Here is a 15,801-nt window from a genome sequence, read left to right on the forward strand (position 1 = left end):
CGGCACTCCCTCGCCGGCAAGCCGACGGATCAACGCCCAGTCCTCCATAGTGATCACTCTCCGATCGTCGTGAGTGTTCACTTTTCAAGCGTCACAACTGTCCAGTTTTCGAGCGTCGTCGACAGCGATTTGAGAAGAACACTGCCAACTGCCGCAAGATCGCCCTCTAAACCGAGCCAGCGTTGGGGTTTCCGCGGCCATCGCAGACACTACTGCCGCACTTTTGCGCATCTCGCTACGGGCGAAGGCTTGAGTTACCGGCCCCGACTACTGAGCAGCTGGCGGTACCGACGCGGAGACGCCCCGACCAGACGCCGGAACATGCGAGCAGCGTGGCTGCGGTCGCGCCAACCCACCGTGTTGGCAATGTCTTGCACCGATAGGTCAGAGCCGCGCAGTAGGTCGGCCATTTTCTGGATTCGAAGCAGTGCCTGATAAGCCAGTGGGGTTTTCCCATATGCATCCAGGAACACGCGGTGCGCCTGCGATGGTGAGAGGTGTACCTCAGCCGCAAGTTGGTTGAGACTCCACCGTAACGACGGGTCTTCTTCTAATAGCTTGCGTATGGTCGAGGCCTCACACCGCACTGGCCGGAACCGGCGTGCACGAGGTAGCGAAGGCCGACCCCAGCCGGCAATGTGATTGGGTTCCGGACCGCCGGATCTGAAGAACGGTGACAGAGCATTCAGTACGGCCGCGAGGTTCGCCTGCATTCGGAAGAAGTGATCCGAGGTCGCACCCTCCATACTCAGCTCTACGAGTTGATCGAGCCACGGTAAAACTGCGCACATCCGCTCCGCTCCGAATCGGATGATTTGGGCCGGATCAGGAAACTGTGTTGCGATGAACTCCCGTGCGTGATGCCTGTCCGCCAGGACGGCAGAATGCTGCCAGAATGCTTGGTCGATCAGGTAATCCAGATCCGCATAGATCGTGGTCGTTGTGATCGCACCTTCCGGATGGCTCCCGCACATAGTGTTTGGCGCAAGCACAACTACGTCGTTAGCCCGTGCCAGCCGCTCACCGAACTCGCTGAATAAGACTGCTGATCCGCTGCGAATGAAAATGAACTTCACGCAATCGAATGCTCGTGCTTCCACAGGGCGAATAATCGTCTCTGTTCTTGCTACGACAGGTGTAAAGCGGTAGCCCACGCTTCATGAACCTCGCCGTTCTGCATTGTTGACGAATGAGCGACTCCATGCCTGGTTGCCTCATGTCGTTTGTCTAGTCAGCGACCACTGTTCGCCACTACTACTATGTTACATAGTAGTAGTGGCTCGCGCTCGCTCGCCCCTCGTTGTTGTCGGCTCCGGTAGCGCTCCCGTGCGCAGCCGAGGCGGCCCGGCACAAGACATGTCGGCGACAGCGTCAACGGCCGCCAAGTACAGCCTACTATCGACCATAGTAGGCTGTACTGGAAAGCACGGGTATACGTGCTTTCCCGAATGAAGGCTGTTGCCGAACGCCGAGATGTGAGTGGTGGATGTGATTGGTGTGAGTGGCGCACGACTCACGCTGCGCATTGAGCTTGCGGCGTATCGTCCCGGTCGAGTCCAAGTCATCGGCGTCGGTGTCGATGGGTAATCGATGGTATGTGGGTCGTTCCGGCAAGCATCGCAAGAAGGTCTCTTTGCACCGGTTGATCGCGACCCCGATGCTGACGATGTTGTTGGTGGGCGCGGTAGTGGTCGGCATCGGTGAGTACCGACAGCAGTCCGTTACTGGATCCACGTCCCGGCAGGAAGCCTCCACGCCACAGGTCGGGGAGATGCCGGAGAATATGCGGCGACCGTCTCCATCAGCCAGGCCAGCCGAGACGGAGCCCGCAGCACGTCCTCCGGTGGACGGCACCCAGATGATCGATATCGCCGAAGCTGGGCCTGGTGATTTTATTGTCTCTGCGCCGTCCGCTCCGCCAGAACACGACCCCGGGATAGGGGAGCTGACTTACACGGTCGAGATCGAGGTGGGGCTCCCGTTCGATCCGGCGGCGACGGCCGATGCCGTCGATGGGATCCTTGATGATGTTCGAGGCTGGCCAGGTGCGGCTGAACGCGAATTTCACCCGGTTGCTGATGCGGGCGAGTTGCGAATCCTCGTGGCGACACCGGGGACCACTGACCAGTTGTGCTCTCCGCTGGAGACCAACGGCGAGGTCTCCTGTCGCAATGGAGAGTTAGTGGTGCTTAACGCTCGCCGCTGGGCGTTCGGTACTGAGGACTATCAGGACACAGTGCCCGAGTACCGCACGTACCTAGTCAACCATGAGGTCGGACACGCCATTGGTTACGCCCACGTCCAGTGCTCTGGACCTGGAGAACCGGCGCCCGTAATGCAGCAGCAGACCTATGGGCTGGATGGTTGCCGCCGCAACGCTTGGCCTACGGTCGCTTAGAGCGCATCCTCGCCTCGGGCCTAGGTATTGGTCAGCCGAGGACGGTGGTGCAACCGATAATGATCATCTCGATCATCGGCATCGTTGCTAGCGCGATGGGTGTCGCGAGCAGCGCGGCGGTGGCTAGGCACACCGCGAGGCTCTGTCGCCGTTTCCATGATCCCGCACCGTCGGTCAGTCGTTGGATTCGGGCGAACGTGGCCACGTCGCCTGCGCCGATGCCGGGTTCAGGTGTGCCAGAGCCCAGAGTCACGAGAGCGCGGGCGAGCCCGTGGCGATCGTGTGCCGCATCGTCGGCTTGCATCTCGATGAGTGTTCGCACCTGCTCGTGGGCGATGGTGAACAATCTCAGCGGCCCGAATGTGCGGCGCAGTACATCGGTCAGTGCGATTGCGATGTCATGGCGTGAGCGCAGGTGTGACTTCTCGTGGGCTAGTACCAGTTCGAGTTGGTGAGCGTCCAGCAGCTCCAGGGCCGCGGTAGTGACGACGACCCGCTTCCGTAGTCCAGGTAGGCAATAGACCAGTGCCTGAGAGTGCTCCACTAGTACGAAGCCACCCGGGTGATCGCGTCCGAGCAGCCGCAGCAGGCGGAGGTGGGCGCGGCGACTCCGGGTCGTGTCAATCAGAGTCGAGGTGGTCAGCCACAGCATCCATACTGTGAAGCCGGCGACGACAACGACAGCAGTGTAGGCGACCCAGACCCCGGCTGGGGTCCGGTAGTGCTCGATGACCTCGGTCGGTGTGGTGTTGAACAGGCGGGCTATCAGCTCGGCCAACGGTGACACGGGTGCTGCCAGGGTGAATCCGAAGAGAGCAGCGGCGGCGAGAATCGAGAGTGTCAGGGCCTGCCAGGCTAGGACACCCCAGCCGGGCGCCTGCCGTACCCATGCCGATCCGAGCAGGAGGCGCGGCCCGAGGGTGACGGCGAGTGCGGCGAAGGCGAGGAGAACGATGGGAGCGAGCATTTCTCACTCCTCGGTTCCCGAGTTGTCTCGGCCATCAAGTTTTGCCAGTGCTGCCCGGAGTTGGACTTGTTCCTCGGCTGAGAGCTGACCGACGAAGTTGAGCAGCGTCGCATTACGGTCTGGACTTTGATCCAGGACGTCTTCCAAAAGGCCGGTGGTGTGGGCCTCTCGGGACATCACTGCGGTGTACTGGTAGGCGCGCCCATGTTTCTCACGATGCACCAGGCCCTTGCGATGGAGGTTGTCCAGCACCGTCATCACAGTGGTGTAAGCGATTCGCCGCTCCTTGTGGAGGTCCTCGACGACTTCACGTACCGAAACTGAACGGCCCCAATCCCACAGGCGTTGCATGACCGCCGTTTCCAGTTGTCCTAGCCGCCTCATTCGACCTCCATTCCAGGGGAGACGTTATCTACTATGCTACATCGTAGATCGGTTATACGTCCGTCCTCAGGGTCCCATGGCTTCAAACTTTCACGCACCTTATTGCCTGTCCTGGCTGTCCGCTGCTGGTGGCGGGCTGCTTGCGGCGCTGTCTTTTCCGCCGGTCGGGGCCGGTTGGCTTGCGCCGCTTGCGATGGCGTTCTTGTGGGCCGGCTTGTCCCGCGTCGGCGCAAGAGATCTGCGGTCGTTGGTGGCGTGCGGGCTCAGCTTCGGGCTGGTGTTCATGCTGGCGTTGCTGTGGTGGCTGGAGGATTCGATCGGATGGGGAGCCTGGCTCGGACTCTCAGCCGTGCAAGCTGTCGCGGTCACGATCGCCGTCGTATCGATGCGGGCGGTGGCTCAGCTGCCGGGTGGCCCAGTGTGGGCGGCTGCGATCTGGGGGAGCGTGGAAGCACTGCGCAGTAGTTGGCCGCTCGGCGGCATGCCCTGGGGCCGACTCGGCTTCACGGCGATCGACACGCCTTGGCAGGCGCTCCTCAGCTACGGAGGTGTTTCCGGCGCTGGGTTCATGATTACGGTCGCCGGATTCGCAATCGCCCACGCCTGTGCGAAACGCTGCCGGTCGGCGGCTGTTCTCCTTGGCGGCGTCTGCTTGGTTGTCGTTGCGTCTGCGGTCTGGCCCTATCGGGTGCCGGCGATCGACACGGTTACCGTGGCCGTCGTGCAGGGTGGTGTCCCGGGCGACGGTCGGGACCTGGTGGCGTACCACCGCCAGGTCACCCGCAACCACGTTGAGGCGACCTCGGAACTGGCGCGTCGGCTCACTGCGGAAGAGCGGAAGTCGCTGGCGCTGGTGGTCTGGCCGGAGAACGCCACTGCCGTTGATCCGATCCGCGATCCTCTCGCGGGAACGGAAATCGAGGAGGCGGTCGCTGCGATCGACGTTCCGCTTCTGGCTGGGAGCATTCTCGACGGCCCAGATCAGTCCACGGCCTACAACCGTGGACTGTTGTGGCTTCCTGACGGCACTCGCGGCGGCGCCTACACTAAGGCCCATCTGGTTCCTTTCGGAGAGTACATTCCCTGGCGTGCCCTGATCGAGGGATGGTCGTCACGGTTCGATCGGATACCCCGTGACATGCTGCCTGGCAATAGCGAGGGGCCGATCGATGTACAGGGGATGTTGGTGGCCGACGCGATTTGTTTCGACGTCGCCTACGATGATGTGCTCCCCATTCAAGTGGCTCGCGGAGCGCAGCTCGCGGTGGTGCAGACGAGCAACGCGACTTTTACTGATACCTCTCAACCCGAGCAGCAATTCGCTATGACTCGGGCCCGTGCCGTGGAGCTGGGGCGCAGTGTTGTCGTGGCCTCCACCAACGGGATTTCAGGGATTATCCGGTCTGACGGCACGGTGGTTCAGCGCGCACCTGCGGGCCCGGCAGCGACACTTATCTCACCTGTCGCCCTCGCGGAGGCGGTCACGCCGGCGATACGCTTGCAGCTCGTGCGCTCGGCCAGCATGTACGTGGTCGGGGCCCTGGCCCTAGCTTTCGCTCTTGCTCGTTGGTCCCGGCAACGTCGGTTTTCGAAGCTTGTCGCGGTGGCGGCGCGTTAGCGATCAACGGCTGCGATGACGGGGTTCAAGGGATTGCGTTGCCTTCTCGGGATTCGGGAATGTTTGTGTGCATCGGGTGTCTAATCCCTAAGCGTCACCGCCACCGGCATGGTCCGAGCCCTGAGGGTATCTCCGCCGCCGGGTGATCGCGAGAAGGAGCACTGCCCCGACCAGGAGAACGGTGATGAAGATCGCGGCGTCGGTGTCCAGAAAGGCGTTGTTGTCGGCGCGTTTGATGATTGCTTGCGGGTCTAAACCCGCCGGTATTCCGGGCGCGCTGCCATCATCGTTGGTGATGATGAAGGTGGATGTTCCAGCGATGGGGTGTCCGTCCGATGATGTGACGCGCCAGCCAATCGTGTAGGTACCGGCTGGGCCTTCTGGCGTGATCTTCTGTGTCACGGTCGTGCCGTTGATGATGGGTTCGCCCATCGCGATACTGCTATCGCTTGAGTTGACGACGGCAACGCTGGTCGTACCTGGTGCCGGTTGTTCGTCGAGGGTCAGACTAACGGCGTCGAGGTCCTTGACGACGGCGTGATCGGCTGGATCGACCTGGACGATCTGGGCATGGGCCGATGCCGGACCCGTGCCGGTGAGCGCCGATCCAGCTACTAGCAGAGTCGTGCTCAAGGTCATGGTCGAGCGCGTGAGTAAACGCATGGTGATCTCTCTATGTTCAGATAGGGAGGCTGTAGCCGGTGATGAGGCTCTGCATGGCGTTGACGAGGCGCTGCCACAGGCCGGTGACAAGTAGCAGGCCGATGGATATCATCAGGGCTCCACCGATGCGCTTGAATAGCAACTGTCGTTGGCGCGCCCAGGCCATGGTCCGAAGCGCCCGCCGGTAGGCGATAGCGGCGAGGATGAACGGCCCACCGAGCCCAATGCAGTAGGCGAGCGTGAGGAGGGCACCCCTGGACGCGCTGGCCTCGGTCATCGAGAGCGAGAGCACGGCGGCGAGCGTCGGTCCCAGACAAGGCGTCCACCCGACACCGAACAACACTCCGATGACCGGCGCCCCGGCCAGGCCTACTCGCGGCACAGTCACGGCGCCGGCGCCGCGGTTCAGCGCGGGTATCGCTCCGAGGAAGGCCAGGCCCATCGCAATGGTGATGATGCCCAGCGCGATGTTGACAGGCTTCTGGTAGGCCAAGAGCTGAAACCCGATGGCGCCGAAGGCCATACCATAAGAGACGAACATCGCGGTGAATCCGGCAACGAATAGTGCTGCTCCCGCGATGATGCGCCAGTTCGTGCGCCGGCCGATCTCCTCGACCGTCAGGCCGCTGACATACGACAGGTAGCCCGGCAACAGCGGCATGATGCAAGGAGAGAAGAACGACACAAGGCCGGCGATCACAGCGATGGGCGCGGCCACGACTAGCGCGCCCGAGGTGATCTGAACGCTGAACCAGTCGCCCATCATCGACGCCCTAGTTCTTGTTCGATGAGTTGGCGTAACGTCGTCTCGTCGACTTCGGACAGGATACGTGCCGCGACCTTGCCGTTTCGGTCGATGACATAGGTCGTCGGCACCGCCGCCGCCGGCAGCGACTCGGTGAATGCGAGTAGCAGCTCGCCGGCTTCGTCGCTGAAGCTGGGATAGGGCACGTCATTCTTTTCGACGAAGGCTCGCGAGGCCGCTGCGCTCTCTCGCACGGCGATCCCGAGGAACTGCACATCTTGGTCGTCGAACTCGCGGGAAAGCGACACCAGCGTAGGTGTCTCCTTGCGACACGGTGGGCACCATGAGCCCCAGATGTTGATGACTAGGATGTCGGCGTCAAAGTCTTGCGAGCTCATCGGCTGTTCGGTTAAGTCGACACCTGTCAGCTCGGGTAACTCCACGCGCTCTGCCGGCGGTACGAATGTGACCGATCCGTCGCCGGAGGCGTAACCGGCTTCGTTGGTCTCCTCCGTTGTCCCGCATGCCGTAATGATGGCCAGCAGGCTACTGCTAACCATGATTGCCAGTGGTCGGTGGCGTTTCATCGACGGGCGATCGCGTCGTCGATCGCGTCGGTCATGTCCTGCAGGTTTTGTGGCTGCAGGGGTTCATCGTCGATGAAGAATGACGGCGTGCCGCTGAGATCGAGGGCGGTCGCCGCGTCGTAGTCCTGCTGGACCCGTTCGGCGACTGAGTCGCTGGCGACGTCGCGGTCGTACTGGTCCAGGTCGAGTCCGAGCCGTTCCGCGTAGCTGCGGAACAGCTCCGACTTGTCGTCTTGGCTTTCTCCCCAGCTGGCCTGAGTTTCGAACATCAGCTGGTACATCGGCTCAAGGGCATCTTGGCGGGCGGCAGCTTCGACCGCATGTGCGGCGTTGCGGGAGTTGCGATGGCCGGGCAGCGGGAAGTAGCGCACGACGAAGGTCACCTGCCCCGCGTAGCGCTCGCGCAGGTCTTCGATGACTGGGTAGGCCGCGCCGCAGGCCTCGCATTCGAAATCCAAGAACTCGACGAAGACCGGAGCGTCGGGAGCATCGGCTTCTTGCAGCCGATGGCTGTTGTCTTCGACGACACTGATCTCGGCGGCAGCGGCTTGTTTATCTTGATCGGAACGGCTCATCTGGAACAGTACGAGCGTGGCGAGCGTGATTAGGGCAGCAATGATGACGGCTAGCGTGACGATGGTACGGGTGGTACGTGACATGGGAACTCCAAGGAAATGACACTGGGCAACGACGAGATGGGCATGTCACGGCATGCCCATCGGACCGATCCGAGGACCGGCGTTGTTGTCAGGTTCGGGAGATTCCCAGTGCTGTCAGTGACGGTGGCTTCTGGGAGGCGAGACGCCACGCGACAACGCTCAACGTGAGGATGCCAGAGCCAGGAGCCCGTGAGCGTACGAAGTACCAGAAGCGCCTTGTGGGAATACGCCAGGCGATGACGAAACCGAGCAGCGCGAGAATGCATCCGATCGCCACGGCCGCATGACCGGGATCCTCGGCACACGAGTCGCACGGCGTTTCGCCAGCAGAACTAGGCACGGTGTGAATGGCGTCGGCAGCCATTGCGGCGGCAGGCGCCTCATGTCCTGCCGCGAAGGTGTGCAGCCCGAGAATGCCGAGCACCAGGGCGCCAACGAAAACGCCCAAGCTCACACGCAACTTCACGACGGCACCTCCTCGGGGAAAGTATTCATGACGCTTCAAACCGCAGTTGGTGTCCTTCTGCGCCTCGCGTCCTGCTCCGAGGTCAACCAGGGGCAGCTTGTCGGAGCATGCCCACGATGGATCGAGGTGTGAGAAGGCCTGTGGGAGACGGCCTTCGAGTCGTCTGAGGATTCGTGGTGGCACGGCCTCACCGCTGGAAGTGAAAAGCTGGGCCTCTACAATTGGTAGAGTTGTAACCCGGTGACGGAGGGTCGGCCCAGTGGATGACACAGCCAGATCGCGGCGTTCGCGTGGCGAGCTTGAGGCCTTGGTGCTGCGCACGTTGTGGGACAGTGACTCTCCGATGACAGCGAAGGAGTTGCAGGCCGCGCTACCAGGTGCGAGACCAGCACACACCACCGTCCTGACGGCATTGGAGCGATTGCGAGCTAAAGGTCAGATTCGTCGGGTCGGAGAGGAGCGGCGAGGAGTGCGATTCGCCGCCACGCACACCGAAGAGGAATACATCGGTTTGGCGATGCTCGACCGACTGGAGCACGCGCAGCGACGAAGTGCCGCACTGCTGCATTTCGCTGGGCAGCTCAGCGACGAGGACGTGGCGGCGTTGCGCAAAGCGTTGAACGATCAGGGCCAAAGCTAGAGACGAGGGCCACTGCCTACTAGTGGGCACCGATGGGCAAGGCAGCCCCGGCATCGCAGTTCTCTACGATATGTAGAGTAGGTGCGTGAGTGCCGAACCCTTCACGCCGGTCGTCCCTGGGCGACGTCCTGCCGGGCGCATGCTCACGTTCGGTTTATTCGTGGCCGTGATCGCGGTACCGGTCATCGTCACCATCGTGCTGGGCGAGGACGCCAACGATCGACGCGACTATCCGGGCAGCCCAACCACCGGGGCAATCACGGCAGCGGTGCGAGCGATAGCGGACATGTCTGCCGTCCTCACGCTCGGGGCGGTGGTGTCGGCGCTTTTCTTGCAGCGGCTCCGCATATCCAAGCAGTTGCGGCTTACGGACTCGTTCGACGTGCGCGTTCTGCGTGGCGCCGCGGGCTTATGGATGGTCTCTGCCGCGGCGTCGGTGCTTCTGGAAGCCGTGGACTCGAACGGGATGAGCTTGCCCCGGCTACTCGAAGATGGCGCGTTTTGGCATTTGGTGAGCACGAGCCTCTACGCCCGCGCCTGGTTCGTTGCCGCCGTCGCCGCGATGGCCATCGTCGTGATCACCTACTTCAGTTACCTATGGTGGCACCTACTCTTGCCGTTGGTACTCACGATTGTGGGCATTCTTGCGCCAGTAATCGTCGGTTCGGTGCTGGTTGGACCTAATCATGACTTCGGCGGGGACGCGGCCGTCATCATGACGGTTCTATCGCTGAGCACACTCGGCTGTTGGACGATTCAACTCTTTCGCATCGTCGCGGGTGAGCCGATCGCTAAGGAGTCGGCGCGTCGGTTGGTGGTTTGGACCGTAATGGCCATGCCGATGGCGATCACGGCCGAGGTCGTGATCGTGTGGTTTAAACTCGCCGGCACTTCCTTGACCGGCGGGCTGGCCGGATGGTTCTCCTTGGTTCGGTTGGTGAGTCTGGTCGGCATCTGGGCAATTGCCTTTGTGTTGTGGCGTCGAGACCGTGACGATACGGGGACGGTGGTCGGAGCGCGTGCGGTTTTCTCTATCGTCTCGCTGGGAGCAGCCTCCGTGGCTGCGCAGGTGGCGATGACGCGGTTCCTGTCACCCCAGTACGATGTTGAGACTTCTCTGGCTGAGATCTTCTTGGGCTTCGATCTTCCGGATTCGCCGAGCTTGGCCGTCTTGCTCGGGCAGTGGCGGCTGAACCTGCTGTTCAGCACAATCGCGGTGGCACTCATGGTCGCCTACGGTTTAGGCCTGCGACGCCTCCGTCACCAAGGTGACCGCTGGCCAGTCGGGAGGTCGGCGGCTTGGTTTGCTGGCTGTCTGCTGTTGATCGCGGCGACGAGTTCGGGGTTCGGAAAATACTCGGGAGCCGACTTCGCAGTACATATGGGCGTGCACATGGTGCTCAACATGTTGGTGCCCTTGTTGCTAGTGCTGGGCGGGGCGGTCACTCTTGCGCTCCGGGTGACCCGAACTGGTGAGCCGGCCGGGCCGCACGAGTGGATCACGGGGCTCCTTAGCTCGCCGCTCGCACGGGTGATCTACCATCCGCTGGTCGTCTTCGTGGTCTTCGTCGGTTCCTACTACGCCCTCTATCTGACCGGCCTGTTCGAACAGATGGTCCGCAGCCACTGGTCGCATCAGTTGATGAACGCGCACTTTCTGCTAATCGGTTACCTGTACTACGGACTCGCGGTCGGGGTAGACAGAGTTCCACACCGACTTCCGCATATCGCCCGCCTCGGTTTCGTGTTCGCCGCGATGCCGTTCCATGCGTTCTTTGGCGTCATCATCATGTCGATGGGCACGATCATCGCTGCTGAATACTACGCCTATCTCGATATGTCCTGGTCCACTGACTTGCTGGCGACCCAACGCCTCGGAGGCGGGATCGCATGGGCTGGCGGCGAGATCCCGCTTCTCATTGTGGTGTTGACCCTGGCTGCGCAATGGGCGCTCAGTGATGCGCGTGAGGCTCGGCGCAAGGACCGGCACTTCGATACCGGACGCGATGACGAGTTCGAGGCCTACAATCGCATGCTCGATCGGTTGGCGGAGCGACCGTCGACCCGCAATGCGCCAGGCCGACGAGGAGATAAACCGTGACAGCGACGAAGCGGGCTGACGACCGCACGACCGTGGTGCAACTCGACATCGGTGGGATGACCTGTGCCGCCTGCGCCGGTCGAGTCGAGCGTGCCCTCAACAAGATCGACGGCGTGCGGGCAACGGTCAATCTTGCCACCGAGAGGGCTATCGTCGTCGGACTGTCGAATGATCAAGCGCATCGTGCCGTCGAGGCCGTGGAGAGGGCTGGCTACGAGGCGCGTGAACATCAGCCCGACGAACAGTGGTCGGTGGCCGCCGCCCGGCGCCGGCTCACCGACCTACGTACCCGGCTGCTGGTCGCAGCCCTGGTCACTGTGCCTCTGATGGATCTGACCATCGCGCTCGCCCTCGTACCCCGGTTGAGGTTTGACTACTGGGACACGATCTGCGTCCTGTTGGCGATACCGGTCGTCACTTGGTGCGCGATGCCTTTCCATCGAGCCACCTGGCATAACCTGCGACGTGGCGCGGTGAGCATGGACACCCTCGTGTCACTGGGTATCGTCGTCTCGTTCGGCTGGGCCGCCGCTTCTGTGTTGTTTGGGCTTGCCGACGACTCGGGATTCTGGATCGGCTTCGGTGAAGTGCCCGCTGGTGCTGACGCGCTCTACTTGGACGTCGCCGCGGGGCTCACCACATTCCAGCTCGCTGGGCGTTACTTCGAGACCAGGTCGCGTCGCAGAGCGGCCGACATGCTCGAAGCGCTCGGTGAGCTGGCCTCGGCCGAAGCTCGGGTGATCCGTGGAGGTGAAGAACGTGTCGTCCCCACCGAAACGGTCAGGGTCGGCGAGACCATCGTGATCCTGCCCGGAGAGGTGATCCCTCTCGACGGAACCGTGCGGCGCGGCGCAGCTTCGCTTGACACGTCGCCGGTCACCGGCGAATCGGCGTTACGTGCAGTGACTGAATTCGATCATGTTGTGGGCGGCACGTACAACACAGATGGACGCATCGTCGTCGAAGTCACCGCCGTCGGTACCGACACCCAGCTCGCGCAAGTGGCCGCCATGGCCGAAGAAGCGCAGGAGCGAAAAGCGCGCATCCAGCGCCTCGTCGACAAGGTTGTGAGCTGGTTTGTCCCAGCCGTCATCGTCCTCGCTAGTCTGACGGTCATCGGCTGGCTCGTCACCGGCGCGCCACTGGGTCAAGCACTCGCCATCGGCATCGCTGTGCTGATCATCGCCTGCCCGTGCGCACTCGGGCTTGCCACCCCCATGGCGCTCATGGTCGGAGTCGCCCGCGGTGCCCACATCGGCGTACTCGTACGAGGTCAGGATGCATTCGAAGCCAGCGGCGCCATCGACACTGTTGTCCTCGACAAGACCGGCACGCTGACCACGGGCCAGATGCGAGTGAACCAACTGGTAGTAGTGGATGCCTTCGCCACAGACCAGGTGTTGCGCTGGGCGGCTTCAGTTGAGAGCGGTGCCACTCACCCGGTCGCCCAGGCCGTGGTCGACTACGCTGCAGATCGGGGAGTCGAAATCACTGAGCCGGAGATCAGCGAAACGGTTGCCGGCCGCGGTGTCCGTGGGCGGGTCGACGACCGGCAGATCGCCGTGGGAACCGTCGAGATGATGACCGAGCTCGGCTATGAACTTGGAGTCCTCAACAGCGACGTTCGTGACCAGCGCGAGACCGGCTCGACCGTGATCCTCGTCGCCGTCGACGGCCGTTGCAGTGCGGTCATTGGGTGCGCTGACACACTCAAAGACTCGGCTGACGGCGCTGTCGAACGTCTCAAGTCCATGGGCCTGGACGTCGGCCTACTGTCCGGTGACCACTACCGAGCCGCCAGCGCTATCGCCGACCGCCTCGACATCGATCTGGTGCTTGCCGAAGTGCTGCCTGCGCAAAAGGCGCACGCAATCGAAGAGCTTCAACGACGTGGACGTCGGGTGGCGATGGTCGGCGATGGGATCAATGACGCCGCGGCTCTCGCCCAAGCCGACCTCGGACTCGCCCTCGTCACAGGAACCGACATCGCTATGAGGTCGGCTGACGTGATCCTGCTCCGCGACGACCTGGACGTCATCCCCGATGCCATTGGGCTCTCACGCGCCACTCTCACGACCATCCGAGGCAATCTGCTGTGGGCGGCGGGTTATAACGTCGCCGCGATCCCCATTGCCATGGCAGGGTTTCTCAATCCACTCATCGCCGCTGCTGCGATGGCATGCTCATCGCTTTTCGTCGTTCACAACAGCCTGCGATTAGGCAAACATGCGAGGCGTGACAGAGGGCTTTGAGCAGCCAACTGAGCTGGCCCGCTCATGAGAGCAGTTCCTGACGAACCGGCCCGGACACGTGTCGAGCGGCCGGATCCTGGTAATGAGGCACCCTGCTCGGCCATTACAGCCCCCACTCCGGTGTGGTGGTGGTGTGTGCGTCGCGCACCTCGCTCTCCGGTCTTGGGCTGGGTCGGCGCGCTTGTCTTCGGGCCGGGGTCTCCCGCTCAGGTGCGGTCTGCGCCAGGACGGGCGGGGTGCCATCGGAGAGCTGAGCGGTGTCGAGCTGATCGAGGATGCTCCCTGCGGTCTTGCGCACTCGCTCACCGGTGGCCTTGACGACCTCCACCGGCTCCTTCCCGCTAACGCGGGATGCCCACGTCGACACGTACGGAACCGTGTAGTCCGAGGTGTCCATTCCGTGTGCCGCACCAACCATCAGTGCGACGGATTCCGCTTCTACTTCGCCGATGCCACGATGCTGGCGAGCGTCCTCATTCTCCGGGTTATGGAGTAGAACATGAGCCAGCTCATGACACAGAGTCTTGGCTTGGGCAGCATCGTCCATGTTCGTACGCACTGTGACCGTCTTCGCAGCGAAATCAGTCATGCCGTTCGCGCCGCGGATCATGTTCTTATTTGCCACGCGCACCACAGTGAAGCTTGCAGCCTCGATCTGCACCACCAGACCATCCCACAGGCCGGCCGGGGCTTTGCCTTCCAGCAATCTCGGGGCCGGCGGATCAGGAATCGGATTCCCCGTAGTCGACGAGACGTCCCACACATATGCAGGTTTGCTGCCGACGATCTTGCGGCGCACCACCTCACCAGCACGCGGCTTCTCACCTCGGTTTAGGCGCCGCCACGACTCAGGATCAGACGGATTCGCCGAGGCGAACCTGGCCTTGACCGGTGCGAAGATTCGATACCCGGGCTGCCCCTTCATCACCTGACGACCCAGCTGTTGCCACTGCCGGTAGCCAGCGACATAGGTAGGGAATGGCGCATGTACCCGGCCCTGCTCGAACGCCTCCAGATGGGCCGCCCAGATCAGCAAGACATTGTTAAAGCTGCGAGATCGGAACCTCGCGGCGAACCGTAGCGCCTCTGTCCAGTCCTCACCGGATACGAGCTGTTCGACCGCCCCGGTCAGCTTCTCGTGCAACTCATGGAGCTTCGTCTCCCGCTCCTGGTGGGCTTGGTCTCGTGTAGCCATGTTGTGGCGGCCTCCTCCCGAGTGCGCCGCTTCACTCCTAGGCGACTCGTCACTGCACCCGCGAGGTGTGCCGGGAGGACCAGGGCACGAGACGGGCAGAACCGCCGAGGCAACGGTCAGGCTCCGTGATCAACCCGACGAGTCGTTACCGGGTGAGGATGGAGACGGAACGGTGGTGAAGAGCGCCGACGGCGAATGCGGGTAGGCCGATCCATTGCGCGTCGTGCCGCAGGTCGCTAGGTTGCCGCACTTGTCCCAGGCCCCACGCATTGGGTTCGGGTGGCGAAGAGTTACGTTGCCGCGGGTTGCATGGTCGGGGTTGCGTTGTGCATCCTCGACTCTCTCCGAGGGTGTGCGGACAGCAGTGCGCGAGCCGTGATTGCAAAAGACCCGGTCGCTTCGGCCATGCGTGACCACGGGCCCCGAGCGGATGTCGGGGCCGAGCCCGGCGCGCTTGCCAAACGTCGAAACGTCCTGACAGGAGCACATCGACTGCAGTACATCGCGCCAGCTGACGTGGGTGATGTCGCCCAGGTTCGGAACATCGGGCTTGTGGTGGGGAGAATAAGCGGGCGACAGGGTGACTGGAGAACCGGGCGGTCGTCGGAGTTGGACATGACGGATCCGACGGGGTTTGTGAACTCGACCCCGAACCTGTGGTGAGTTCTTCGCCGGGCAGATCACCTGCCCAGGCACACCAGCACCTCAGCTGGTCACGACGTACCGAGATCTCTTACCCGTCAGGAGAAGCCAGCCCTAAATACTGCTTCCAAGCCGTCTCTCTCATCCGGCCTTCACGAGGCCTCACACGTCTTTCAGAAGAGGCCGAACGATGACGGATCGCATCTGATGCGATCTCGTCATGGTTGCTGGCTTGCCTGGCTGTGGCTGTTTTCTCGCTGGCTTTGTGGGACTCGGTGATGGTGTGATTCGACCCGGTCGTGGTCTGGTTTCTTGTCTGCTTCTGTGTTCGTGGCGTTCTGCTCTACGCGCAATCCCGGGCGTGTCAGATGTTCTGTGTGAGTGATCGGTCCGTCTGAAAGGAAACATGATGGACCTTGTGACTGAACCACAGGAACCGAAGAGCGGTGCCGATGTCGCGGCCGAGATGGCTGCTTCGGGTGCT

14 protein-coding genes are annotated in these 15,801 nt (G+C 62.5%); 5 read left to right on the top strand and 9 right to left on the bottom strand.

Translation table 11 applies throughout. The annotated features are described in order from the left end of the window. Positions 1 to 254: 254 nt before the first annotated feature. Positions 255 to 1,154 carry a helix-turn-helix transcriptional regulator gene (locus FNM00_RS18425; RefSeq protein WP_246065239.1) on the bottom strand — a complete coding sequence of 300 codons (900 nt, stop codon included), beginning with the start codon at positions 1,152 to 1,154 and terminating at the stop codon, positions 255 to 257. Positions 1,155 to 1,531: 377 nt separating this feature from the next. Here FNM00_RS18425 and FNM00_RS18430 point away from each other — a divergent pair, with 377 nt between their 5' ends. Further along, on the top strand, positions 1,532 to 2,398 hold the full coding sequence (locus FNM00_RS18430) for a DUF3152 domain-containing protein (protein ID WP_246065240.1): 867 nt from the start codon (positions 1,532 to 1,534) through the stop codon (positions 2,396 to 2,398). Between the two features lie 31 nt (positions 2,399 to 2,429). Here the strand turns inward: FNM00_RS18430 and FNM00_RS18435 are convergent, their stop codons facing one another. Continuing rightward, complete coding sequence (locus tag FNM00_RS18435; protein WP_143914997.1) at positions 2,430 to 3,365, bottom strand: M56 family metallopeptidase; 936 nt, start codon at positions 3,363 to 3,365, stop codon at positions 2,430 to 2,432. A gap of 3 nt (positions 3,366 to 3,368) precedes the next feature. Next, on the bottom strand, positions 3,369 to 3,749 hold the full coding sequence (locus tag FNM00_RS18440) for a BlaI/MecI/CopY family transcriptional regulator (RefSeq protein ID WP_143914998.1): 381 nt from the start codon (positions 3,747 to 3,749) through the stop codon (positions 3,369 to 3,371). A gap of 76 nt (positions 3,750 to 3,825) precedes the next feature. Between FNM00_RS18440 and lnt the strand changes: the two genes are divergently transcribed. Continuing rightward, a complete protein-coding gene (lnt, locus tag FNM00_RS18445; RefSeq protein ID WP_185973253.1) occupies positions 3,826 to 5,367 on the top strand; it encodes an apolipoprotein N-acyltransferase in 1,542 nt (513 codons plus the stop codon). 87 nt (positions 5,368 to 5,454) lie between these two features. On the opposite strand, the gene FNM00_RS18450 is transcribed toward lnt, so the two are convergent. The 5 genes from FNM00_RS18450 to FNM00_RS18470 form a co-directional block, all read right to left on the bottom strand. Then, entirely contained in the window at positions 5,455 to 6,030 is a 576-nt protein-coding gene (locus FNM00_RS18450) for a copper resistance CopC family protein (protein ID WP_143915000.1), read from the bottom strand. Positions 6,031 to 6,046: 16 nt separating this feature from the next. Beyond that, positions 6,047 to 6,793, bottom strand: coding sequence for a cytochrome c biogenesis CcdA family protein (locus tag FNM00_RS18455; RefSeq protein ID WP_143915009.1), 747 nt, complete (start codon positions 6,791 to 6,793; stop codon positions 6,047 to 6,049). Then, on the bottom strand, positions 6,793 to 7,362 hold the full coding sequence (locus FNM00_RS18460) for a TlpA family protein disulfide reductase (protein WP_143915001.1): 570 nt from the start codon (positions 7,360 to 7,362) through the stop codon (positions 6,793 to 6,795). Before FNM00_RS18460 ends, FNM00_RS18455 begins: the two co-directional genes overlap by 1 nt. Then, positions 7,359 to 8,021, bottom strand: a complete 663-nt coding sequence (locus tag FNM00_RS18465; protein ID WP_143915002.1) for a DsbA family protein — start codon at positions 8,019 to 8,021, stop codon at positions 7,359 to 7,361. The genes FNM00_RS18460 and FNM00_RS18465 overlap by 4 nt, the downstream gene beginning before the upstream one ends. Positions 8,022 to 8,109: 88 nt before the next feature. Next, positions 8,110 to 8,487 (bottom strand): DUF6153 family protein, encoded by a 378-nt coding sequence (locus FNM00_RS18470; RefSeq protein WP_143915003.1) that lies wholly within the window; start codon positions 8,485 to 8,487, stop codon positions 8,110 to 8,112. 259 nt (positions 8,488 to 8,746) lie between these two features. Here FNM00_RS18470 and FNM00_RS18475 point away from each other — a divergent pair, with 259 nt between their 5' ends. The 3 genes from FNM00_RS18475 (at position 8,747) to FNM00_RS18485 (ending at position 13,480) form a co-directional block, all read left to right on the top strand. After that, complete coding sequence (locus tag FNM00_RS18475; RefSeq protein ID WP_143915004.1) at positions 8,747 to 9,127, top strand: BlaI/MecI/CopY family transcriptional regulator; 381 nt, start codon at positions 8,747 to 8,749, stop codon at positions 9,125 to 9,127. 85 nt (positions 9,128 to 9,212) lie between these two features. Beyond that, entirely contained in the window at positions 9,213 to 11,228 is a 2,016-nt protein-coding gene (locus FNM00_RS18480) for a cytochrome c oxidase assembly protein (protein WP_143915005.1), read from the top strand. Beyond that, positions 11,225 to 13,480, top strand: a complete 2,256-nt coding sequence (locus tag FNM00_RS18485) for a heavy metal translocating P-type ATPase (RefSeq protein WP_246065243.1) — start codon at positions 11,225 to 11,227, stop codon at positions 13,478 to 13,480. The genes FNM00_RS18480 and FNM00_RS18485 overlap by 4 nt, the downstream gene beginning before the upstream one ends. A 103-nt stretch (positions 13,481 to 13,583) precedes the next feature. Here FNM00_RS18485 and FNM00_RS18490 read toward each other — a convergent pair whose 3' ends face one another. After that, entirely contained in the window at positions 13,584 to 14,675 is a 1,092-nt protein-coding gene (locus FNM00_RS18490) for an ArdC-like ssDNA-binding domain-containing protein (RefSeq protein WP_143915006.1), read from the bottom strand. Between the last annotated feature and the right edge of the window lie 1,126 nt (positions 14,676 to 15,801).

Source organism: Aeromicrobium piscarium (genome assembly GCF_007421815.1).
GTDB lineage: Bacteria > Actinomycetota > Actinomycetes > Propionibacteriales > Nocardioidaceae > Aeromicrobium > Aeromicrobium piscarium.

Bases quoted from the DNA above. Each gene is read 5' to 3' on its own strand.
- FNM00_RS18440 (WP_143914998.1), bottom strand. From the start codon at position 3,749: ATGAGGCGGCTAGGACAACTGGAAACGGCGGTCATGCAACGCCTGTGG.
- FNM00_RS18455 (WP_143915009.1), bottom strand. From the start codon at position 6,793: ATGGGCGACTGGTTCAGCGTTCAGATCACCTCGGGCGCGCTAGTCGTG.
- FNM00_RS18465 (WP_143915002.1), bottom strand. From the start codon at position 8,021: ATGTCACGTACCACCCGTACCATCGTCACGCTAGCCGTCATCATTGCT.
- FNM00_RS18460 (WP_143915001.1), bottom strand. From the start codon at position 7,362: ATGAAACGCCACCGACCACTGGCAATCATGGTTAGCAGTAGCCTGCTG.
- lnt (WP_185973253.1), top strand. From the start codon at position 3,826: ATGGCTTCAAACTTTCACGCACCTTATTGCCTGTCCTGGCTGTCCGCT.
- FNM00_RS18490 (WP_143915006.1), bottom strand. From the start codon at position 14,675: ATGGCTACACGAGACCAAGCCCACCAGGAGCGGGAGACGAAGCTCCAT.
- FNM00_RS18450 (WP_143915000.1), bottom strand. From the start codon at position 6,030: ATGCGTTTACTCACGCGCTCGACCATGACCTTGAGCACGACTCTGCTA.
- FNM00_RS18435 (WP_143914997.1), bottom strand. From the start codon at position 3,365: ATGCTCGCTCCCATCGTTCTCCTCGCCTTCGCCGCACTCGCCGTCACC.